The sequence below is a fragment of the Paenibacillus lautus genome, assembly GCF_050482385.1.
GTDB classification, from domain to species: Bacteria; Bacillota; Bacilli; order Paenibacillales; family Paenibacillaceae; genus Paenibacillus_AQ; species Paenibacillus_AQ lautus_B.
The window spans coordinates 1-22,172 of the sequence record NZ_JBCNHV010000035.1 but is presented as its reverse complement, the minus strand read 5'-3'; the positions used below and the strand labels follow the sequence as shown (position 1 = coordinate 22,172).

Genomic DNA, 22,172 nt, shown 5'->3' with positions numbered 1-22,172 from the left:
TCAAAGATCAACTTCTTCGTTTGTCACCAACAGTTTATCTCGTTAGCAACTCTTATATCTTATCACATCCGCTCGATCATTGCAAGCTTTTTTTAAATTTGTTTTTCAAATTCATTTTGGCTTGTTGACCCAAGCGTTTGTTTAGACCGTATTTCTTGGCCGGAAATATAATATACCATGGCAATCGCCAATATGCAACCCTTTTGAGCAAATTAATAATAAGGTAAAATCATACATTCATTTACTTACTATATACTACGTATTAAGTATCCCCACTTACCCTGCCTGCTTCTTAGGCCAGAAAGTATAGCTGAAGCTATATATGAAGTCAATTCCCAGGATCACGGCCCATTGTAAGGCCATCGTCTTTAGCTGCTCTGTTCGTGCTGGTTCCCCAACCACAACAATCATAACGCCAAGCAATATAACTCCTATCATCCACGCCAACACATGGCGATACCACCCCTGGCGCTCACGCTTGGCTCGAGCCGCTCCATATTTCGGCGCCGGTTCCGGTTTTTCGCCACCTGCAAATCGGTGAGCAAACCGTGCGTCCGCCCATTGGATCATCCGATGCCCAAAGGCTATCGTCACTCCGATGTATACGGCTGCCAGCCCATGCATGAATCCGGCCTCTGCCCCGCTTCGCAAATCCATAATGGTTACAGCTATCAATAATAAGTCGATAATCGGCGTACACAGCAGCAGTATGCCGCCCGTTCTTTTCATCCCAAGCAAATATCTTGCACTTAATCCCGCGAGAACAAATACCCAGAATGAAATTTCACATCCAATAATAAAAGCTCCAATCATTCGCCAGCCCCCTTATTTAATACAATTGTACTAAATAAATGTAGCACAGCTTTATTCACAGAACAAGAGAGAATCGGGATCACCATACAAAAAAAGCAGCCGTCTATAGAGATCTATAGTCGACTGCCTCTTCCACAATCTATTAATGGAGCAAACGCTACTACTCCTTATTACGCATGTGCGGGAACAACAAGACGTCACGAATGGACGGGGAATTCGTAAGAAGCATGATCAAACGATCGATCCCGATACCAAGTCCGCCTGTTGGCGGCATACCGTACTCCAGTGCACGCAAGAAATCTTCATCCATCTCGTGCGCTTCGTCATTGCCCTGTTCTTTTTCCTTCATCTGCGCTTCAAAACGCTGACGCTGGTCGATCGGATCATTGAGCTCCGAGAAGGCGTTCGCGTGCTCACGTGCCACGATAAACAGCTCAAAGCGATCCGTGAACCGCGGATCCACGTCGTTCTTCTTCGCGAGCGGCGAAATCTCAACAGGATGACCGGTTACGAACGTTGGCTGAATCAGCGTCTCTTCAACGAATTGCTCAAAGAACGCGTTCAAGATGTGGCCGAATGTCATATGCGGCTCTACCGGAACTTTATGTTCTTTTGCAAGGCGATGCGCTTCCTCATTGGACATGTCCACACTAAAGTCAACGCCGACTACTTCTTTTACGGCATCAACCATGGATACACGACGCCATTGTGGCGTCAGGTCAACTTCGTGCCCTTGATAGGAAATCACTTGTGTACCCAGCACCTCTTGGGCAATATGGGCAATCATATTCTCGGTCAGTGCCATAATATCTTTATAGTCCGCATAGGCTTCATAGAGCTCTATCATCGTGAACTCCGGATTATGACGGGTAGAGATTCCTTCATTCCGGTATACGCGGCCAATCTCATACACTTTTTCCAAGCCGCCCACGATCAGACGCTTCAGGTGAAGCTCAATCGCGATCCGCATATACAGCTCCATATCCAGCGCATTATGATGCGTAATGAACGGGCGTGCCGCCGCACCACCAGCGATCGAATGTAAAGTCGGGGTTTCCACTTCAAGATAGCCTTGGGAATCCAGGTAACGGCGCATCGATTGGATAATACGGGAACGGGCAATGAAGGTCTTCTGCACATCTGGGTTGATAATCAGGTCGACATAACGCTGACGGTAACGGAGTTCCACATCCTTCAAACCATGGAATTTCTCAGGGAGCGGATAAAGCGACTTCGAAAGAACCTCCAGCTCCTTCACCTTAATGGTGGTTTCACCGGTTTTGGTCTTGAACAAGACCCCTTTCACCCCGATGATGTCACCCAGATCAAGGATGCTGAATGCTTCATATTGCGCTTCTGCAATCGAATCCTGGCGAACATAAATCTGAATCCGGCCGCTCAAATCCTGAATATGAGCAAAAGAAGCCTTACCCATGCCACGCTTCGCCATAATCCGGCCGGCCAGGTTCACTTCCACCTGCTTCTCTTCCAGTTCTTCCTTGGAGAGCTCGTCATACTGTTTCAGAATATCACCTGCGTGATGTTCTCTTTCATATTTTCCGCCAAACGGATCGATGCCCAGCTTGCGAAGCTCGTCCAATTTGTTGCGGCGGATTTGCAAAAGCTCACTTAACTCCTGTTCTTGTTCCTGGTTATTCATTTCTTCCGTCATCGTCATTCATCTCCTTCATTTCACTTCCATCGTAATCCCCACCAGCACAAACGCCGCCACCTATTACACGATTCGGACAGCCCTTGAACAACTTGTACACATTCGGTTAGGACTTAACGGTAGGACAGCCATTTCAAGACATGCCATTAACCCATTAAGCCCTCAACACTGCCTTGCCTATTCAAAATAACCCCACAAAGTGGAGCCTACGCTACGATGCTTATTCCAAATACTTTGCGGGGACCCCAAAAAACTTATTCTAATATGTTAAAAAAGCCCCCCGAAGGAAGCTTTCTACACCACATTCCGACTTACTTCTTAATGTCTACAATTTTATATTGAATAACGCCCGCAGGAACGTTAACATCTACAACCGATCCTTTTTGCTTGCCAATAATCGCTTTGCCAACCGGGCTCTCGTTGGAGATCTTGTTGTTAAGCGGATCCGATTCAGCCGTACCAACAATGGTATATTCCATCGTGTCGCCAAATTCCAAATCCTCTACGATCACCGTGTTGCCCACGCCGACGACGTCGGTATTGATATCATCATTGTTGATGATACGCGCATTGCGGAGCATTTTCTCCAGCGTTATAATCCGGCCTTCGATAAAGGCTTGCTCGTTCTTGGCGTCTTCATATTCGGAGTTTTCACTAATATCACCATAACCGATGGCAACTTTAATCCGCTCAGCCACTTCACGGCGTTTTACAGACTTTAGATTCTCAAGTTCGTCCTCCAGTTTCTTCAGACCGTCCTGGGTAAGAATGACTTCTTTATCGCTCATTAACCGATTCTCCTGTCATGTAAATAATTTAAACCACGGTATCAACATACTATATGCGAATTCTTGGGGATCAGAACTTCCCTCTGATGCCTGCTCAATTTCTTGAATTTATACTGAAAGATTATATGGGAACCATTTCAAAAAGTCAATGCGCGCAAAGGCTGTCACGAATGTCGCATACACGCACCCATTAACAGCCTGCACCCTTAATTATCCCGTCGCCGCAGCGGCTTGAGGGTATACACTTTTTGTCGATTCTTCCTGGACCTCCAGATTGTTCACAAAGTTGTTCAGAAGGCTTACCATTTCGTCGCGCTTTGTTTCTTCCATAATGATATCTTTAATGCGGGCGGAGGCCTTCAGCCCTTTCAAATACCAGGAGAGATGCTTGCGCATTTCCCGTACCGCAACCGCTTCGCCACGTAGAGCGATCAGCCGGTCCATATGCAGGATGGCTATCCGGATTTTCTCCTGTGGAGCCGGATCCGGCAGCAGCTGGCCTGTCTTCAGGTATTCTATGGTGCGATACAGCATCCATGGATTCCCCAGCGCTCCGCGGCCGATCATGACACCATCGCAGCCTGTCGTATCCAGCATCCGGCGAGCATCTTCGGGCGTCACCACATCGCCGTTACCGATAACTGGAATGGAGACGGCTTCTTTCACTTGGCGAATAATGTCCCAATCCGCGTGCCCGGTGTAAAGCTGCTCGCGCGTACGTCCGTGAACGCTGACCGCCTGACCGCCCGCGCGTTCGACAGCTTGTGCATTTTCGACAGCATAGATGTGATCGCTATCCCAGCCTGTACGCATCTTCACCGTGACCGGTTTGTTCACGGCATCAACAACGGCCGCTACCATTTCATAGATTTTGTTCGAATCCAGAAGCCAGCGCGCACCCGCATCAACCTTCGTTACTTTCGGTGCAGGACAGCCCATGTTAATGTCGATGATGTCGGCATTGGTTTGCTGATCGACAACTTTGGCCGCTTCCACCAGGGAATCACGGTCACCGCCAAAAATCTGCAGACTCAGCGGTTTCTCCCGCTCGTCCACGAATAGCATCTCCTGGGTGCGCTTGTTCCCGTGAACGATTGCTTTACCGCTGACCATCTCAGCGCAGACCAGTCCTGTGCCGAATTCCTTGGCAATCAATCGGAAGGCCGGGTTGCATACGCCTGCCATAGGAGCAAGAACAACCTGATTCTTCATCTCGATGTTTCCGATTTGCAACTTATCCATTTTATGTGTTCACCCCTTTATATTCAGATATTTATAGTCAAAAAATCTCGTTTATCGTGCAAGGGATCCCTAAGTTTCAAACTAACCCATCATACTCATGAATCGCACCCTCGTCCAGTCAACAAAAATTACATGTCTTGTATATAGATCGCATCCAGAAGCATCATCCTTATTAATAGCCGGGTTTAATGAAAATAAACCTGCACTGGCTTTTCTATTCAGATTTTCTAGCTTCGTTCTTTAAGCTCCTGCAAAGTAATCTCCAGCACGTCCGCAATCTGAGCCAGCATCTGCTCCTCGGCACGGCGGTTCCCCCGCTCAATCGCACCAAGGACGGCCAGTGAAATACCGGTTCGCTCGGCGAGCTCTTGCTGGGTTAAACCCTTCAATTTTCGGAAAGCGCGGATACGCTGCGCCAGCTGCTTGTTTTCCAAAGCTGTATTCCTTCCTTTCCTTCCAGGTTCTCAAGTGCTGTCTTCACTACAGGGTACAGACCTGAAGGTTCGAACTCATATACGATATCGGCCAGTGGTCTGAGCACAAAAGCCCGTTCCTGCATACGGGGGTGCGGCAGAACAAGGTCCGGCGTATCCAGACGGCGTCCTTCCATCCATAACAGGTCCAAGTCCACCGTCCGCGGCCCCCAATGAATATGACGGACCCGGCCGAGCTGCTTTTCAATTCGCTGCATTTCGGCAAGCAGCTCATGGGGACTCAGCGATGTCGACACGGCTGTGGCCATATTAAGGAACATCGGTTGATCCACATAGCCGACCGGTTCGGTTTCATACAAGTTGGATACGCGCTCTACCGCAATCCCGGGTACTTCGTCCAACCGTTCCAAAGCCTCCATCAGGTTACCCTCGCGGTCTCCCAAATTGGCCCCTAAAGCAATATAAGCCTCTGAACACTCAGAGGTGGCGTGTGAATTCATGATCGTCTCACTTCCTGGTCCGGTGCAGCTCAATGGTCACACCTTCAAAATGAATGTCAAAAGGCGGGTGCGGCTTCGTCAATCGGACCGTTAAAGCATCGATAATAGTATAAGTGTCTAATACCTTAGATGCAATATGCTCCGCTAAAGCTTCAATCAGGCGGAACGACTCCGTCCGCATAATATCCAGCAAGAGATCATGAATCTCGGCATAATTTACCGTTAACGTCAGGTCATCCGTCTTCGCAGCTTTGCTCAAATCCATCTCCAGCTCCAGATCCACATAGAATCGTTGTCCCAGCTTGCGCTCTTCCTCAAACACACCATGATAGCCGTAGTATTCCATGCGGCTCAGTATCATTTTATCCATCTCGTACTCCGCCCTTCCATCCTTTATCCCGAAAAAAATTATATACGTGTCAGCTCCGTTGAAGCGTAAGTCATGGCATCACACATCTTCGCTGTCCGTTTCATATGCAACACGTCATGCACACGAACGATCTGGCAGCCTTGCGCAATCCCGTAAGCCACCGTAGCGGCCGTTCCTTCCAACACATCTTGCGCCGGGGCGCCAAGTGCGGTCTGGATGAACCTTTTGCGGGAGGTAGCCAGCAGCACCGGAAACCCAAGCCCTACAAGCTGATCGAGGGAGGCCATCACTTTCATGTTCTCGTCATAGTCCTTGGCAAATCCGATACCCGGGTCGAGCAAAATATGCTGATCCTGTACACCTGCAGCCCTCGCAATTTCAACACTTTCCAGCAAATCGCGCTTTACGTCCTCGATAAGATTGATGTAATTCCGGTCGCGGCGATTGTGCATCAAAATCACGGGGCATCCGAGCTCTGCCGCTGTCTTGGGCATATCTGCGTCGTCTTTAAAGCCCCAAATATCATTTATGATATGAGCGCCCGCTCCAATAGCCTGACGCGCAACTTCCGCTTTATACGTGTCAATGGATAATGGAATATTCGGCGCATGCCGATGAATGGCTTCTATAACCGGAATCACGCGGGCGAGCTCCTCTTCAGCTCCAACCGGCTCATGGCCTGGACGCGTCGATTCTCCGCCGATATCGATGATGTCGGCTCCCTCTTCCACCAGTTGAAGCGCGTGCTCGACCGCCCGCTCCGTGTCGTGATAACGACCTCCGTCGGAGAACGAATCCGGCGTCACATTCAATATGCCCATAATGAGCGTGGATTGACCGAGCTTTAACACAGCATCCTTGCCCAGCCGATATTCACGTTCGTAAATCGTTGTTTTCATGCCTTTTGCCCTGCTTTCCTTCTATATGCGCTCAGTAATGTATGGGTTATCGGACCGGCCAACCCTTGTCCAATGACTAGAGTCTCGCCTTCAGCTCCAATCAACGTCGTAACCGGAACTATCTCCTGTACGGAGCCTGTCGTAAATATTTCATCCGCTCCAGTGAAAAACTCCCAGTTGTAACGGCCTTCTTCGACTTCCATACCAAGATCGGCAGCCAATTCCAGCACGACGGCCCGGGTAATCCCCGGCAAAATCCCCGTGCTTACTTCAGGCGTATATAAACGACCCGCTTTGACAAAAAAGACATTGCTGACAATGCCCTCTGCCACTTCCCCGGCCGCCGTTAGCATCAGCCCCTCTGTCGGACCATCCGATTGGCTGGGATATCCGGCCAATTCCCGCTTTGCGAGTATATTGTTCATATAATGCAGAGATTTCAGCCGAACCGATGATTCCGGCGTGTTCCGTGGAAGGGACAGCTGCCGCATGGCTCTGCCTTTCTCGTAGAGTATTCCGTTTGCAGCCGGCAGCTCTTTGGCGAATAAAATCTCGGAAGGCCTCAAATAATCGCCGGCAGGCAGACCGAGCAATCCCTCTCCTGCCGTTACGGTATACCGGATATAAGCATCCTGGAGACCATTGGCCTCCATCAGTTCCGTTATCCAGCGCCTGATCCTCTCAGCATCCGCCCTGTGGACGATCCCAAGCTCCCGACAGCTGTCCATGAGCCGGTCCAAGTGCCGCTCTATTAAAAAAGGCTTCCCTTCATAAGTCCGGAAGGTCTCGAATAACCCCATTCCGTACAGAAGACCGTGATCCATTACAGGTATGACAGCCTCGGCAGCTTCAACGATGCCGCCGTTCATGCCAATATACTTCATGCCTTGGCGCCAGCTGTACGCTTCAAGAAATTGCGCAGCATTTGATGGCCATGGTCCGTAATGATGGATTCCGGATGGAACTGCACCCCTTCTATGGGATATTGTTTATGCCGAAGCCCCATGATTTCGCCCTCTTCGGTCCAGGCGGTAATCTCCAGCTCATCCGGCAAAGTTTCCTTCTCAACGATCAGCGAGTGATAGCGCGTTGCGGTGAACGGAACCGGCAAGCCTTCGAAGACGGAGCCACCCGTATGTTGGATCGCGGATGTTTTCCCATGCATGAGGCGCTCCGCACGAATCACGTTACCTCCAAAGGCTTGCCCGATCGCCTGATGGCCGAGGCAGACGCCAAAGATCGGAATCACACCCTTGAAATGTGAAATCACATCCAGACTGATCCCGGCTTCATTCGGCGTGCACGGTCCCGGCGATATCAGGATATGGTCCGGGGCCAACGCCTCGATGCCGGCGATGTCGATCTCATCATTCCGGTAAACCTTCACTTCCTCGCCGAGCTCACCCAAATATTGAACCAGGTTATACGTAAACGAATCATAATTATCGATGACAAGTATCATGTTATTTCCCCCCTATATTCGCGGCCACCACTGCCGCTTCTTCTTCACTGCATATCAGTGCGGCAATCAAAGCCTTTGCCTTGTTATGACACTCCCTGTATTCCCGGTACGGATCGGAGTCAATGACAATCCCCGCACCCGTCTGAATATAGCCGACGCCATCCTTCACGGCGAGGGTTCGAATAATAATGTTGAGCTCCATATCACCATTATAATCGATCCAGCCCATGGAGCCGGTATAGGGTCCCCGCGTCACGGGCTCCAGCTCTTCGATGATCTCCATGGTCCGGATTTTAGGTGCGCCTGTAATGGTACCGCCGGGGAACGCTGCCGCAATGACATCATGTGCATGGTTGCCCTCTGCAATCCGCCCTTCTACTTGCGACACTAGATGCATCACGTGAGAGTACCTTTCGACGGTCATCAGCTCCGGAACATGTACGGTTCCGTATGCGGCAATGCGGCCAATGTCATTACGCTCCAAATCGACCAGCATAATATGCTCCGCCCGTTCTTTCTCACTGCCAAGCAGTTCCGCTTCCATTGCCGCATCCTCTTCCGGATTGCTTCCCCGGCGCCGAGTTCCCGCAATCGGTCGTGCAGACACGACATCGCCATCCAGCTTCACCAGCAATTCCGGTGAGCCGCTAGCCAAACTGAAGCCCGGCGAGGATAAATACCCCATGTACGGCGACGGATTCAGTATACGCAGCCACTCATAAATATCGGCGGGGTCCGCATGCAGCTGCAAATGCCGGCGCAGAGACAAATTGACCTGAAATACATCACCCTGCCGAATATACTCTTGAATCGAGCGTACCGCCTGCTCGAACGCTTCCTGCGTAAAATCAATCTCCAGCCGATCCCAAATCTCGACATTCGGCCCGGACAGCTCCTGCGCTTTCTTCCATCGTTCCTGCCGCACGTGCTCATCTTCGGACTCCGAGCCGTTCCCTAAGACTGTTCCGAACATTTGATTCCATTGGGACAGCATCGATTCAGCCCTTACGACAGCCCGATCATATAACTCCTGCAATAGCTTCTCTTGATCGGTTGAAGGCACCGAACCTCTGGATGCATCAAAAGAAGCACCGGACGCCGTCTTTTCCTCCGAAACTTCCCCGCTCCCGGATGCCCAAGGCAGAGGGACATGCACCGAGCAGTAGATGCTGTCATCTGTATGATCATAGATCCAGATCTCTTCCATGCGCATCCACATATAATCCAGGAACCCCGGCTCATCTGTGGCCATTTTTGGGAGCTGCTCAATCGAGCGGATCACATCGTAGCTTAGAAAACCGGCACAGCCTCCGCGAAAGTCCGGCCATCCCGGTACACGGGGAGCCCGCCATTCTTTCATCCACTGCTCTAACAGATGCAGCGGCTTTCCCGTTACCTGCGTTCGTGAATCCCCCGACAGCTCAATGATCTCTCCATGGCTTCCCTTCCCCTGCAGAATGGACACCGGCCGCAATCCAAGATACGTATAGCGTCCGCCCTTACCGCTCTCCAGCACAAAGGCATACGGCGATGCCGCTTTCCATGCATGTCTCCATGACAGGGGTAACCCTCTTGTTGCTCCTTTATATTGAACCAGATAGGGAACGACGGACCAGCCCTCTTTAGCCCATGCCTGCCACTGGGCCAGCTCCACTCTTCTCTCCATGCCGATCCTCCCTTAGTCATCAAAAGCCTTACTGTTGCCTGTCAGTATACTGTATCCCGCTTCTCTTGAAAACCCTAAATAGAAGCTCGTCCAACAATAATTTTTGGAGCGGTCATCCCGTGGATTCCAATAAAGCGTTATCTTAGGGATTAGTATACGCAAAAAGCCCTCAATGCTATAAAAACACATTGAGGGCTCCTTCCTTGTCACGCATTATTTCACACAGATGAAGTGAGACCATGCGCGCATATTACATATCATCTTACTCGAAGTTATAGAGCGGCGTGCTCAGGTAGCGTTCCCCGTTACTTGGGATCACGGCTACCACTCGCTTGCCTTTACCCAGCTCTTTCGCAACCTTCAATGCGGCATATACAGCCGCACCAGAGGAAATACCGCCAAGAACGCCTTCTTCCTTCGCCACACGGCGGGAGGTTTCAAAGGCATCATCATTCTCAACATGAACGATTTCATCGTAGACTTCTTGGTTCAAAATTTCAGGAATGAAGTTTGCGCCAATACCCTGGATTTTGTGAGGACCCGGTTTGCCTCCGGCAAGGATTGGCGATGCAGCAGGCTCAACCGCAATAACCTTGATATCAGGGAATTGCTCTTTCAACACTTCGCCCGCTCCTGTAATCGTTCCACCTGTTCCGATACCTGCCACGAACGCATCCAAGGAACCGCCGATGGATTGGATCGCTTCAACGATTTCCGGACCTGTTGTTTCACGGTGGATTTTCACGTTGGCTTGGTTATTGAATTGATCGGCCATAAAGAATCCGGCATTTTCCTTCAGAATTTCTTCTGCCTTCTTAACCGCACCGTTCATTCCTTCCGAACCCGGTGTCAGTACCAGCTCCGCGCCATAGGCACGCAGCAGGTTGCGGCGCTCCAAGCTCATGGTTTCAGGCATAACGATAACCGCTTTGTAGCCTTTGGCAGCTGCCACCATAGCTAGACCAATACCAGTATTACCGCTTGTTGCTTCAATAATGGTATCGCCCGGCTTCAAACGTCCGTCCTTCTCGGCTTCTTCCACAATGCTGATCGCGATCCGGTCTTTAACGCTTGAACCCGGGTTCTGGTATTCCAGCTTCAGATAGATCTCTGCGCTATCCTCCGGTACGATCCGGTTCAAACGGACGAGTGGAGTTCCACCGATTAATTCTGTCACATTGTTTACGACTTTTGCCATGAATGAAGCCCTCCTCTAAATATGAATCTGGATAAATCCATAATGGTGTTATACATTCTAATGTCGAATCATTAAATTTGTGGTGTCTGGATGTTGAAAGAAAAGCAGAGCCAGCATATAGACTCTAATTCTTAATTAATAAGGCTGCTGATATCCGAGTAAAAAGGTAGGTTTTTATACCTTCATCTTATCAACGTTACGAGTCATTGTCAATATCCCACACCTCGAAAATCAACATTTCTAGGTGGATTTTCCTGCGCCTCCCGAACGAGGAAACGCGGATTCATCTCTTAGGAATGCGCGTTCAGAAAGTCACCATTTCCAGCGAATGAAAAACCTTTTACATCCTTCAACGCAAAAAAAGCCCCTGCAGCCACATCTTTCTCCGCCACAGCGAGCTTTCCCCATGTCCTTCTTCTATTTTACAACGTGACCGTACCAGCGCTAATCCGAGCCTCATATTTCTCGCGAAGCTGACGCTCCAGTTCGGATAATGACACCGACTGCTCTAGGGCCAGCTGCTTTCGAACCGCCTCGCGGATGCTTTCCTCGCTCGGGACCTGAGGCTCGATAATTTCCTTCACATAAACAATGGCATAGGTGTCTGTGAGCGAAATCGGCCCCGCTATATCCCCGGGCTCAAGCGTTGAAGCTGCATCCAGCAGTTTCGGCGGCAAGAAGGGATCATCCTCCTCGACCAAGCCGATCTCCCCGCCGTCTTCGCGCGTATACTCATCGAGAGATACCTGAGCCGCGAGATCCGCAAAAGCTTCTCCATTCTCCAGCCGATCCATGATCCGTTCTGCCTCATCTTCCGAAGCGACCTCGATCATGGATAAATTCAACTGCTTCTTGGGGCGAAATTGGTCAGGGTGCTGTTCCAGATACGAATCGATCTGCTGCTCTTCGATGTGTACGTCGGAAGTCGCAATTTTTTCAAGCAGCAGCCGATACGTCGTCTCTGTCTTTAATTCACTCTCCGTAATGCCAAGCTGATCTTCCATTTCCGATAAGAAACGTTCCTTGGAACCGTAGCTGTGACTCATGGCTTCGATTTCTGCATCGACTTCCGCCGCCATAACATCAATATCCTTCGCTTTGGCCTCCAGAGCCACGGCGTGCCGATTCAGCATGGTCATCAGCATTTCGCGGCCATAACGCTTCTTTAGCTCGTCCACCCACTCGTCTTCGGTAATCGCCCTGTCCTGGATGGATGCAACTGGTTGGGAGCCATCTTTCCAAGATGGTGAAGCCTCTTGCGATAAATTCCCGGAAAACAGCATCCAGCCGCCCATACCCAATACGCATGCTGTCAAGACAATGACGGTCGCCCATAATCCCTTCTCTTGTCTCGTCATCACGGTCGCTCATCCCAACGTTAAGATTTGGCCCGCTCTAGCACGGATTTTAGCTGTTCTCTATCGAACGTATATTTTTCATTGCAAAAATGACAGGAAACTTCGGCCTTGCCATCCTCCTCAATCATCTGCTCAAGCTCTTCCTGCCCCAAGCTGATCAAAGCGCGCTCCACCCGCTCATGCGAACAGTCACAGCTGAAGTACACTTCCATTTCCTCCAAAATGGTCACATCCGGAACTACTCGTTTCAGGATGTCTTCCAGTTCCAGTCCTTCTTCCAGCATCTCGGTGATCGGTGGAATCTTGCCCAGCGCAAGCTCAAGCTCCGTAATCTCATCCTCGGTAACGCCGGGGAGAAGCTGAATGATGAAGCCGCCCGCATTCGCCACGGAATAATCCGGTGAAACCAGCACACCCAGGCTTACCGCCGAGTTGGTCTGTTCGGATACGGCAAAATAGTATGTGAAGTCTTCAGCGAGCTCGCCCGAAATAATCGGTACGCTGCCACGGTAAGGCTCCTTCAACCCGAAATCCTTGATCACATCAATGTGGCCGGTTGTTCCTACAGCAGCGGCCACATCCATCTTACCCGGACGGATATTCGTCAGCTCCACATGCGGATTTTTGACATATCCGCGTACCTCGCCGTTGGCATTACTCTCCGCCGCAATCAAACCAATCGGTCCGTCGCCGCGCACTTGAATGCTAAGACGCTCGTCTCCTTTCAGCATAGCTCCCATCATCGCTGCTGCTGACACGGTGCGGCCCAAAGCGGCTGTGACGACAGGAAACGTATCATGTCTTTGGCGAAGCTCTTCGACCAAATCGGTTGTCCGAACGGCAAATGTCCGTACTTTCCCGTTTAATGCTGTTCCCCGCAGCAAACGGTCTTTTTGATTACCCATCTTGAGGCCTCCTTGTCTTTCTAGTTGTTTGTAATATCTAACGGTTTTATAGCGGTTCTAGTTACGCTCATAAATAATACGCAAGCCTTCTAATGTCAGAAGGGGAGAAATCTCTTCAATGGACTCCGTTTCGCTGGCAATCAGCTCAGCCATTCCCCCCGTAGCGATAACCTTAACATTGTCCGTACCCATCTCGGCTTTTATACGCTTGACTAGGCCATCCACCTGTCCCGCATAACCAAAAACGATGCCGGCCTGCATGGCATGTACGGTATTGCGCCCAATTACTTTTTTCGGCTTTTCGAGCTCTACGCGAGGAAGCTTGGAAGCACGCTGTACAAGAGCCTCAGTGGCAATGCCAATACCCGGCACAATCACTCCGCCAAGATAATTGCCTGCTTCATCAATGCAATCAAACGTCGTCGCCGTACCGAAATCCACTACGATCAGCGGCCCCCCGTACTGCTCGACGGCTGCTACTGCATTCACGATCCGGTCAGCGCCAACCTCGCGCGGATTCTCATACCGCAGATTAAGTCCCGTTTTGATCCCCGGTCCTACGATCAGGGGCGCCTTGCCAATATATTTATTGCACATCTCCTCGACTACACGCACAAGAGGAGGAACTACGGAAGAAACAATAACGCCTTCTATTTGGCTTACCAATATATTGGACATTTGAAACAAATTGTGAATCAATACACCGTATTCATCCACGGTGGACTGACGCGATGTACTGATTCGAAAATCATGCAGCAGCTTCTTCCCCTGATACACACCCAGTACAATGTTGGTATTTCCTACATCCACAACTAGAATCAACCCTCTGTCCCTCCTTTCTTCGCATTCAGATCCAGACTGATATCGAGACAATGGAAAGAATAAGTCAGCCGTCCAACGGATATCACGTCGACCCCGGTTTCGGCAATCCCGCGTACGGTCTCCAGCGTCACGTTCCCCGATGCTTCGACGCGAACATGAGGGGCCTTGGCCTTGATTCTTCGAACAGACTCCGCCATCATGTCATGGCTCATGTTATCCAGCATAATAATATCTGCGCCTGCAGCCAGTGCTTCCTCCACCTGCGCCAAGCTCTCGGTTTCAACTTCTATCGTCATGGTATGTGGAATATGGGCTCTTGCCCGGCTGACCGCTTGCGCGATTCCGCCTGCACCCTTAATGTGGTTATCCTTAATCATGACGGCATCATAGAGACCAAAACGATGGTTCGCGCCGCCGCCAACCCGAACGGCATACTTCTCAAGCATTCGGTGGCCTGGTGTCGTTTTGCGGGTATCCACCAATCTTGTTGGCAATCCCTCAAGTACATCAACAAAAGAACGTGTTCTTGTTGCAATACCCGACAGACGCTGCAGCAAATTCAAAGCGAGGCGCTCGCCTGTCAAAATACGGTGAGTGCTCCCTTCCACTTCGGCGAGAACCGTCCCTTTTTCAACCTCGTCCCCATCCCGAACCAATGCCGTAAACGTTAGCGACGGATCAACCGTTTCGAATACCAGCTCTGCTACCGGCATACCTGCCACGATTCCAGCCTCCTTGGCATGGATAACGCCCTTGGATTCATGACCCGGCTCAATGGTGGTGAGAGTCGTAATGTCCCCTGACCCAATATCCTCCTGCAGCCAAGTCCGTATACTCTGGAGAAGGCCATCGTTGTATCCGTTAAACATCATCGCTTAATTCCTCCGTCATTTCTTGATCCCGTGTATGGACAATATGTTTCTGCCATACGCTGTCATTCCGCTCCGGGAAATCCTCACGGTAGTGGGCTCCCCGGCTTTCTTCACGACCCAGCGCACCCTGCACCACGAGCAGGGATGCTGTGAGCATGTTGGCAAACTCGTATTCCTCACGCTTCGAGAGCGCCGATTGGAACAATGGCAGCTGACGGCCAAGCTCTTCCGCTGCTCTTAATAGAGTATCCCGATTTCTTCGAAGTCCTGCATAACGTACCATTACCTTCTGAAGTTTCAAGCGCTTTTCCACCATCGCCTGAGACGGAGCGTCCTTGCGACCGAGATGAAAAGATAAATGAAGCCGATCCCCTGACGGTTCAGGCAGGCTCTTAATGCGCTCTACAATACGACTGCCGTACACAATCGCCTCCGACAGCGAATTGCTGGCCAAACGGTTCGCCCCGTGGACACCGGTAGACGATACCTCCCCGCAAGCAAATAAACGCTTCACGCTGCTCTCGCCGTGCAGATTGGTTTTGATACCCCCCATCATATAATGCGCAGCCGGGGAGACCGGAATCCAATCTGACGATAAATCGAGTCCATATTGCATGCAGGTTTCATAAATCGTTGGGAATCGATGTTTGACCATCTCCGGCGACTCATGGGTAATATCCAGATAAACAAAGGTAGAACCCGTTGCTTCCATCTCACTGACAATGGCCCGCGCTACAATATCCCGCGGCGCAAGCTCCAGCAAATCATGGTATTTGGGCATGAACCGTTCCCCTCGTATATTCCGAAGAACAGCACCTTCACCGCGAACCGCCTCTGATATAAGGAATCGGGGCGCTCCCGGATAGCTAAGCGCCGTCGGGTGGAACTGTATAAACTCCATATCCCGAATTTCTGCGCCTGCCCGATAAGCTATGGCAACGCCATCCGCTGTGGCAACCTCCGGATTGGTCGTATACCGGTACAATTGACCGGCGCCGCCGGAACACATCACCGTCGCCCGTCCACGCACGAATACCCGTTTGCCGTCCGGCATCTGTACTAAAACGCCATGACATTCTCCCTGCTCGGTAATCAGGTCAATGACAAAATGATCGTCCCACACCTCTACATTGTGAAGCATTTCGACCTGAATGGAAAGGGCACGCACAATTTCATATCCAGTAGCATCCCCGTTCGCATGAAGGATTCGGCGATGACTGTGCGCGCCCTCTTGGGTCAGTGCGAGCTCGCCATTCTCCACATCAAACATCGTACCGAGCCGAATCAGCTCTTGAACACCGACCGGACCCTCGTTTACAAGCACATCCACCGCGGCAGATGAACATAGGCCCGCCCCTGCCAGGAGGGTGTCCTGCCGATGGTAGGCCGGAGAGTCATCCTCCGCTGTTACGGCTGCAATTCCTCCCTGCGCATAACGCGTGTTGCTTTCGAGCAGCGATTTCTTCGTAATCAATAGCACATTCTGAGTCGCACTTGCCATAATCGCCGTATATAAACCCGCAATGCCTGAGCCGATCACGATGACATCCGTCTCTACAACCGGGAGATCGTTCAACTCAAAATCAATCAAATACTGCGGTATCACGATGCCTCACCTGTCTTTTCACGAAAGAGTAGCGCATGCTACTTAACTTGTAACATGCGCTCTAATGAAGTTCTGGCTTTCTCTGCAACGACCGGCGGCACATAAATTTGCGGCTTCATCGTTTCCAACGCTTTAACCAGCTTTTTGAGGTTATTTACTTTCATATTCGGACACACCAGGAACTTCGTAGCGAAGTGGAATGTTTTATCCGGACTATCCAATCGAAGCTGATAACCGGTTCCGTCCTCGGTGCCTACGATAAACTCCTTGGCAGATGAATTTTTGCAATACTCCAGAATGGCAGTGGTACTCCCTACAAAATCCCCCATCGCAACAACCTCGGGACGGCATTCTGGATGCACCACAAATTCAGCATGAGGATATTTGGCCCTCATCTCGACGACATCCTTAACCGTCAGCATGTCATGCGTGTTGCAATACCCTTCCCAGATAATGAGCTTCTTATCGGTATGCTGCTGAACATAATGTCCCAGGTTTTTATCAGGCACCCATATAATTTCATCCGAATCCACCGATTGAATCACTTTCACGGCATTGGATGACGTACAGCAGATATCCGTTTCGGCTTTGATCTCAGCCGATGAATTGATGTATGTCACCACTTTCGCATTCGGATGCTGCGCTTTCAGCTTCCGCAGTCCGTCCACGTTCACCATATCCGCCATAGGGCAGCCAGCCCGCTCATCCGGAATAAGAACCGTCTTGCCCGGCGCCAGAATTTTAGCGCTCTCGCCCATAAAATGCACACCGCAAAATACGATGACCTCGGCATCGGTTTGTGCTGCCTTCTGCGCCAGCAGGAAGGAATCCCCCCGGAAATCAGCGACTTCTTGTATTTCGTCCCGTTGATAATAATGAGCCAAAATGATTGCGTTACGTTCCTTCTTCAATTGCATTAACCGCTCACGCAGTTCACGGTTCTGTTCTGCTTTACGCTCCAGTGCCAAAGCTTCCATGATCGACCCTCTCCCTTTATGTAGTCCGGCGGTTCGCCGCTGATGACCATGTGACTTTCAGGATGGTTTCCACCTTTGTGAAAGGATGCGCATCCTTATTTAACAACTAATGTACACGTTCGTTCTGCCCCCTGTCAATGTGATAGAAAGCACAAAAAGAACCGGAAAACGAATTATCGTTCTCCGGTTCTTCAATTTTATTCGGTATTCGATGTTTTATCAGCGAATATTACGTTAAGCTGCTGTTACCGTTGTCCGATCCGCCTGGAGGATCCTTACGTTCGGAATCTTTGCGCTCCGGCCCTGGATCATTCGAATCCATCGGGTTGTTCGGAATCTCTTCCGTGGAAGTCGGCTGCTCGCCGTCTTCTTTCCCTTGGATGCGAACTTTCACGTCGCCAATGTTGTCGATGATCGGTTCACCATTCTCGGAAGAACCTTCTCCTTCACCGTCGCCACTGCCGTTGCCTTCAGCTGATCCGGTCTCAATGAGATTCTTGATTTGCTCAAGCTCCAGCGTTTCCATCTCGAGGAGCGTGTTCGCAATCAGGTGAACCTCTTTAGCATGCTTATTCAAGATCTCTTTACATTTCTCATAGCAATCATTAATGAATCGCTGCATTTCCTGATCGATCTCATAAGCGATTTGATCACTATAGTTCTGCTCATGTCCGATATCACGTCCAAGGAACACTTGTCCTTGAGATGTACCGAACTGCATCGGTCCGAGCTTCTCACTCATACCGTATTCCACAACCATGCTGCGGATAATGCCTGTCGCTTGCTGGAAGTCACTGTATGCTCCGGTTCCGATTTCACCGATGAACAGCTCCTCAGCAACACGGCCGCCAAGCAAACCGGTTACGCGATCCAGCAATTCCTGCTTCGTCACGAGCATCCGATCTTCCTTCGGCATCATGATGACATATCCACCGGCACGGCCACGAGGAATAATCGTTACCTTATGCACCGTATCCGCATGCTCGAGGAAGTAACCCACTATGGTGTGACCTGCTTCATGGTAAGCTACGATACGTTTCTCGCGGTCACTGATCACGCGGCTGCGTTTCTCTGTACCGACGATAACACGGTCAATCGCCTCATCCACTTCTCGCATGGAGATATCTTTACGGTTGCGGCGAGCCGCAAGCAAGGCAGCCTCGTTCAGGAGATTCTCCAGATCGGCGCCTGTAAAACCGGTAGTGCGTTTGGCGATGATGTCAAGTTTAACATCTTTCGTCAATGGTTTGTTGCGTGCATGCACCTTCAGTACGGCTTCACGGCCCTTCACATCCGGGCGATCTACGGTAATCTGACGGTCAAAACGTCCCGGACGAAGAAGCGCCGGGTCCAATATGTCCGGGCGGTTGGTCGCAGCAACGATGATAATGCCTTCGTTCGCTCCGAAACCGTCCATTTCAACCAGCAACTGGTTGAGTGTCTGCTCACGCTCGTCATGACCGCCGCCAAGTCCGGCGCCACGCTGACGACCCACTGCATCAATCTCATCAATGAAGATGATACATGGTGCATTCTTCTTTGCGTTCTCGAACAAGTCACGTACACGAGAAGCACCGACACCGACAAACATCTCAACAAAGTCGGAACCGGAAATACTAAAGAATGGCACTCCTGCTTCACCAGCAACGGCACGAGCCAGGAGCGTCTTACCTGTTCCCGGAGGACCGACAAGCAGAACGCCCTTCGGAATGCGAGCGCCAACCGTGTTAAACTTGCGCGGATCTTTCAAGAAGTCAACAACTTCAACAAGTTCCTGCTTCTCTTCATCTGCTCCGGCTACATCTTCAAATGTAATCCGTTTCTTCTCTTCATTATATAAGCGGGCTTTGCTCTTACCAAAGTTCATCACTTTGCCGCCGCCGCCTTGGGCCTGATTAAACAGGAAGAAGAACAGAACAAACATAATGATGAGCGGAATAAAGGATGAAAGCAATGTCAGCCAAATGCTTTGGCCTTCCATTGGCTGCACGGACAGTTTGACGTTGTTGCTGTCACTGGCTGCAGTCAGCTCTTGCATCGCTGCATCCGTGGCAGGAATATAGGTTGAGAAATTCTCCGATTTTTTCTCTTCGGAGATCTCCCTATATTTACCGGTCACCAGATAAGCGTAACCGTCAAATTGTACCGTCATTTCCTCTATGTTGTTAGCTTTGACTTCCTGCCGCAGTTGATTATAACTAGGGGCATCGGCTTGCTCGCCGCCATTAGTAACGAATTGTACTATGCCCACCACGACTAAAAATAGAATCAAATAAAAACCAGAATTCCGGATGAACCGACTCATCCCCTACCTCCTCTCAAGACACATAAGATATTTTACCACAGCCTGTCTGGCCATCTCAACAAAGGGCCCTGAACTGTGATAGCAGCCCATTGGCGCGGTTTAACTGCTGTAGATTTCCGGCTTCAAAATCCCGATGTAGGGGAGGTTCCGGTAATGCTCGGCATAATCGAGTCCGTATCCGACAACAAAAGCATCCGGCAGCACGAATCCGGTGTAATCGGCCTGCAAATCCACCGTACGACGTGCCGGCTTGTCAAACAGCGTGACAACGCACACCGAATTTGCCTTGCGGCTCTTCAGAAGCTCAATCAAATGGCTCAGCGTAAGACCGCTGTCGATAATATCCTCCACAATCAGCACATCCCTGCCTTCAACGGATGCGTCCAGATCTTTAATGATCTTCACCACGCCGGAGGATTTGGTTGATGCCCCATAACTGGATACAGCCATGAAATCCAACTCAAGAGGTACTGTTATGGATTTAACCAAGTCGGCCATAAAAATAAACGCACCTTTAAGAACGCAAATAACGAGTGGATTGCGTCCCACATATTCGGCGCTGAGTTTGGAACCAAGTTCCTTAATCTTTGCGTGAATCTCTTCTTCACTGATGAGTATTTCCTGAATGTCATTCTGCAACTTAAGTGGACCTCCTACGTTTATACTATGAAAGCGTGAAACGGGCCATTCTTCGTTTTACACTTGCCTTAAGCATCCGATAGCTCCATCCGGAGAACTCGTGATGTGTGCCGCCCGCAAGCGGCGTGAACGGAACGTCGTACACCTGGAATCCACACGATGCTGCCGGAACCGTCACAAAGAATAGGAATCCGGGCACGGACAGACGGTGGGATTTTCTCATCAATGAGAATATCTTTCACCTTTTTGCTTCCGTTTAATCCCATGATCTTCATCTTGTCCCCCGGCTGTCTGTTACGCAAGGTTAAAGGAAACCTCAGTTCATCCGCATCAAAATCCGCCACAAAGGCTGATGGTCTGGAACCGCTCCGGCTTTCGCTTCCTGTCACTGACGACAATTTCAGCATTTTTCCGATTTCCTTAACATACTGCTGCGAAACATTAGGAGAATCAAGAATGTATATGTACTGTCCCTGTTCATTCGGAGGCTTAGGCCAAAACTGGATCACTCCATACTCACGAACACAGGTAATGCCGTCACCCAGATCCAGACGCCAGTTGCTTCGCTGGTCGTTAAGAATGCCATGGCGCACCGTTTCAATCTTGACAAAATCGGTGTTTTCCTGGTCTGAGGGCAGGTAATTTAATATTAGTTTAATCAAACGCCGTTGTAAAGCGACATGTAAGCCCAAAAAGGAAGGCGCGTCGAAAGCGAGCCTCCCATCGTTCTCCTGTACCATACTCCGAAATTGCTTCGCAGCTTCAAGCTCCACAAAATCATCCTCCTGCTGGACGATCTCGGCCAGCTGATTGAGTGAGGAGGAGAACTGCCCATTATACCTTTCCAGAAAAGGCAATACTTCTAGGCGAATCGCATTACGGCGGTACTTCGTCTGCAGATTGCTGTGATCCACCACATACTGGAATCCGCATACGCGGCACAACTCCACAATATCCGCCTTGTACATACGAAGGAACGGGCGGATAAGTTCCACTTTTTTTTCCGTGCGCTTAAATTTTATTCCGGCTAGTCCGGATACGCCACTCCCGCGCAAAAGCCTCATGAGCACCGTCTCGGCTTGATCGTCAGCATGATGAGCAAGTGCCACGGAGCGCGCATTGTATTTATGGGCCGTTTGCAGCAGAAATTCATAACGCTTCTCTCTTGCAGCCTCCTGCCCACCCTTGCCGCTCTCTTCCATATAAGCGGGAATATCGATGAACGCCGTTTCTAATGGAAGTCCGAGCCGCTCCGCCAGTTCACGTACCATCTCCGCCTCTTGGTCCGATTCTTTCCGAAACCCATGATGCACATGGGCGCAGATCAATCGGAGCGGTGTCCGGTGCAAAGAAATTTCATGCAGCACGTGCAGGAGCGCAACGGAATCAGGCCCGCCCGAAACGGCGACCACGATGCTATCACCTTCTGACCACAGATCAAACTCTGCGGCTGTACGCTCGACATGTTGGACGAATGTTCGTAAATAATCCTGTTTCACTTCCAGTTCCCCTTTAGAGGTTGTTCAAAAAGCCCACTTTTGATAAGAAACCCCCTATCGAGGCCACTTCAAGGATGAGCGACCGCGATGGATAGGTAGGTTTTCTTGCGATATAGAATTTCACCAGTTCCACTGATAACTCATA

At 50.4% G+C, this 22,172-nt stretch carries 21 protein-coding genes; all 21 read right to left on the bottom strand.

From position 1 onward, the window contains the following. Positions 1 to 276: 276 nt before the first annotated feature. Positions 277 to 813: a hypothetical protein gene (locus ABEW73_RS32680; RefSeq protein ID WP_430171269.1), complete on the bottom strand. Its 537-nt coding sequence runs from the start codon at positions 811 to 813 to the stop codon at positions 277 to 279. 160 nt (positions 814 to 973) lie between these two features. Beyond that, a complete protein-coding gene (gene lysS, locus ABEW73_RS32675) occupies positions 974 to 2,485 on the bottom strand; it encodes a lysine--tRNA ligase (RefSeq protein WP_098741245.1) in 1,512 nt (503 codons plus the stop codon). Between the two features lie 311 nt (positions 2,486 to 2,796). After that, a complete protein-coding gene (gene greA, locus ABEW73_RS32670) occupies positions 2,797 to 3,273 on the bottom strand; it encodes a transcription elongation factor GreA (RefSeq protein WP_009591919.1) in 477 nt (158 codons plus the stop codon). A 210-nt stretch (positions 3,274 to 3,483) separates the two neighbouring features. Beyond that, positions 3,484 to 4,515 (bottom strand): tRNA dihydrouridine synthase DusB, encoded by a 1,032-nt coding sequence (dusB, locus tag ABEW73_RS32665; protein WP_430171271.1) that lies wholly within the window; start codon positions 4,513 to 4,515, stop codon positions 3,484 to 3,486. Between the two features lie 227 nt (positions 4,516 to 4,742). Continuing rightward, the gene (locus ABEW73_RS32660; protein WP_076326682.1) at positions 4,743 to 4,949 is read right to left on the bottom strand and encodes a helix-turn-helix domain-containing protein; all 207 of its coding nucleotides are present in this window, start codon (positions 4,947 to 4,949) and stop codon (positions 4,743 to 4,745) included. Continuing rightward, complete coding sequence (folK, locus tag ABEW73_RS32655) at positions 4,901 to 5,449, bottom strand: 2-amino-4-hydroxy-6-hydroxymethyldihydropteridine diphosphokinase (RefSeq protein WP_430171273.1); 549 nt, start codon at positions 5,447 to 5,449, stop codon at positions 4,901 to 4,903. Before folK ends, ABEW73_RS32660 begins: the two co-directional genes overlap by 49 nt. Positions 5,450 to 5,456: 7 nt before the next feature. Further along, positions 5,457 to 5,819, bottom strand: coding sequence for a dihydroneopterin aldolase (folB, locus tag ABEW73_RS32650; RefSeq protein ID WP_006207454.1), 363 nt, complete (start codon positions 5,817 to 5,819; stop codon positions 5,457 to 5,459). A 38-nt stretch (positions 5,820 to 5,857) separates the two neighbouring features. Beyond that, on the bottom strand, positions 5,858 to 6,718 hold the full coding sequence (gene folP / locus ABEW73_RS32645) for a dihydropteroate synthase (RefSeq protein WP_430171275.1): 861 nt from the start codon (positions 6,716 to 6,718) through the stop codon (positions 5,858 to 5,860). Beyond that, positions 6,715 to 7,602 (bottom strand): aminotransferase class IV, encoded by an 888-nt coding sequence (locus ABEW73_RS32640; RefSeq protein WP_430171277.1) that lies wholly within the window; start codon positions 7,600 to 7,602, stop codon positions 6,715 to 6,717. Before ABEW73_RS32640 ends, folP begins: the two co-directional genes overlap by 4 nt. Further along, positions 7,599 to 8,180, bottom strand: coding sequence for an aminodeoxychorismate/anthranilate synthase component II (gene pabA / locus ABEW73_RS32635; RefSeq protein WP_430171278.1), 582 nt, complete (start codon positions 8,178 to 8,180; stop codon positions 7,599 to 7,601). Before pabA ends, ABEW73_RS32640 begins: the two co-directional genes overlap by 4 nt. A 1-nt stretch (position 8,181) precedes the next feature. Further along, entirely contained in the window at positions 8,182 to 9,846 is a 1,665-nt protein-coding gene (locus ABEW73_RS32630; RefSeq protein ID WP_430171279.1) for an anthranilate synthase component I family protein, read from the bottom strand. Positions 9,847 to 10,108: 262 nt separating this feature from the next. Further along, on the bottom strand, positions 10,109 to 11,044 hold the full coding sequence (gene cysK / locus ABEW73_RS32625) for a cysteine synthase A (protein WP_430171281.1): 936 nt from the start codon (positions 11,042 to 11,044) through the stop codon (positions 10,109 to 10,111). 422 nt (positions 11,045 to 11,466) lie between these two features. Beyond that, positions 11,467 to 12,402, bottom strand: a complete 936-nt coding sequence (locus ABEW73_RS32620) for a peptidylprolyl isomerase (protein WP_430171336.1) — start codon at positions 12,400 to 12,402, stop codon at positions 11,467 to 11,469. 20 nt (positions 12,403 to 12,422) lie between these two features. Further along, positions 12,423 to 13,307 (bottom strand): Hsp33 family molecular chaperone HslO, encoded by an 885-nt coding sequence (gene hslO, locus ABEW73_RS32615; RefSeq protein ID WP_430171283.1) that lies wholly within the window; start codon positions 13,305 to 13,307, stop codon positions 12,423 to 12,425. Positions 13,308 to 13,364: 57 nt separating this feature from the next. Continuing rightward, positions 13,365 to 14,129: a type III pantothenate kinase gene (locus ABEW73_RS32610; protein WP_098741235.1), complete on the bottom strand. Its 765-nt coding sequence runs from the start codon at positions 14,127 to 14,129 to the stop codon at positions 13,365 to 13,367. Beyond that, positions 14,126 to 15,001 carry a carboxylating nicotinate-nucleotide diphosphorylase gene (gene nadC, locus ABEW73_RS32605; protein ID WP_430171285.1) on the bottom strand — a complete coding sequence of 292 codons (876 nt, stop codon included), beginning with the start codon at positions 14,999 to 15,001 and terminating at the stop codon, positions 14,126 to 14,128. The genes ABEW73_RS32610 and nadC overlap by 4 nt, the downstream gene beginning before the upstream one ends. Then, complete coding sequence (gene nadB, locus ABEW73_RS32600) at positions 14,991 to 16,607, bottom strand: L-aspartate oxidase (RefSeq protein ID WP_430171286.1); 1,617 nt, start codon at positions 16,605 to 16,607, stop codon at positions 14,991 to 14,993. Before nadB ends, nadC begins: the two co-directional genes overlap by 11 nt. 38 nt (positions 16,608 to 16,645) lie before the next feature. Beyond that, positions 16,646 to 17,584 carry a quinolinate synthase NadA gene (nadA, locus tag ABEW73_RS32595; RefSeq protein ID WP_430171288.1) on the bottom strand — a complete coding sequence of 313 codons (939 nt, stop codon included), beginning with the start codon at positions 17,582 to 17,584 and terminating at the stop codon, positions 16,646 to 16,648. Between the two features lie 229 nt (positions 17,585 to 17,813). Then, complete coding sequence (ftsH, locus tag ABEW73_RS32590) at positions 17,814 to 19,889, bottom strand: ATP-dependent zinc metalloprotease FtsH (protein ID WP_430171290.1); 2,076 nt, start codon at positions 19,887 to 19,889, stop codon at positions 17,814 to 17,816. Positions 19,890 to 19,988: 99 nt separating this feature from the next. Further along, complete coding sequence (gene hpt, locus ABEW73_RS32585; RefSeq protein ID WP_071221070.1) at positions 19,989 to 20,528, bottom strand: hypoxanthine phosphoribosyltransferase; 540 nt, start codon at positions 20,526 to 20,528, stop codon at positions 19,989 to 19,991. A gap of 68 nt (positions 20,529 to 20,596) precedes the next feature. Further along, on the bottom strand, positions 20,597 to 22,027 hold the full coding sequence (gene tilS / locus ABEW73_RS32580; protein ID WP_430171292.1) for a tRNA lysidine(34) synthetase TilS: 1,431 nt from the start codon (positions 22,025 to 22,027) through the stop codon (positions 20,597 to 20,599). Positions 22,028 to 22,172: the final 145 nt, after the last annotated feature.

Coding starts and splice junctions, on each gene's coding strand:
- ftsH (WP_430171290.1), bottom strand. CDS start 19,889: ATGAGTCGGTTCATCCGGAATTCTGGTTTTTATTTGATTCTATTTTTA.
- folP (WP_430171275.1), bottom strand. CDS start 6,718: ATGAAAACAACGATTTACGAACGTGAATATCGGCTGGGCAAGGATGCT.
- folK (WP_430171273.1), bottom strand. CDS start 5,449: ATGAATTCACACGCCACCTCTGAGTGTTCAGAGGCTTATATTGCTTTA.
- nadA (WP_430171288.1), bottom strand. CDS start 17,584: ATGGAAGCTTTGGCACTGGAGCGTAAAGCAGAACAGAACCGTGAACTG.
- dusB (WP_430171271.1), bottom strand. CDS start 4,515: ATGGATAAGTTGCAAATCGGAAACATCGAGATGAAGAATCAGGTTGTT.
- ABEW73_RS32630 (WP_430171279.1), bottom strand. CDS start 9,846: ATGGAGAGAAGAGTGGAGCTGGCCCAGTGGCAGGCATGGGCTAAAGAG.
- ABEW73_RS32620 (WP_430171336.1), bottom strand. CDS start 12,402: ATGACGAGACAAGAGAAGGGATTATGGGCGACCGTCATTGTCTTGACA.
- folB (WP_006207454.1), bottom strand. CDS start 5,819: ATGGATAAAATGATACTGAGCCGCATGGAATACTACGGCTATCATGGT.
- pabA (WP_430171278.1), bottom strand. CDS start 8,180: ATGATACTTGTCATCGATAATTATGATTCGTTTACGTATAACCTGGTT.
- lysS (WP_098741245.1), bottom strand. CDS start 2,485: ATGACGGAAGAAATGAATAACCAGGAACAAGAACAGGAGTTAAGTGAG.
- greA (WP_009591919.1), bottom strand. CDS start 3,273: ATGAGCGATAAAGAAGTCATTCTTACCCAGGACGGTCTGAAGAAACTG.
- hslO (WP_430171283.1), bottom strand. CDS start 13,307: ATGGGTAATCAAAAAGACCGTTTGCTGCGGGGAACAGCATTAAACGGG.
- cysK (WP_430171281.1), bottom strand. CDS start 11,044: ATGGCAAAAGTCGTAAACAATGTGACAGAATTAATCGGTGGAACTCCA.
- ABEW73_RS32640 (WP_430171277.1), bottom strand. CDS start 7,602: ATGAAGTATATTGGCATGAACGGCGGCATCGTTGAAGCTGCCGAGGCT.
- nadC (WP_430171285.1), bottom strand. CDS start 15,001: ATGATGTTTAACGGATACAACGATGGCCTTCTCCAGAGTATACGGACT.
- ABEW73_RS32680 (WP_430171269.1), bottom strand. CDS start 813: ATGATTGGAGCTTTTATTATTGGATGTGAAATTTCATTCTGGGTATTT.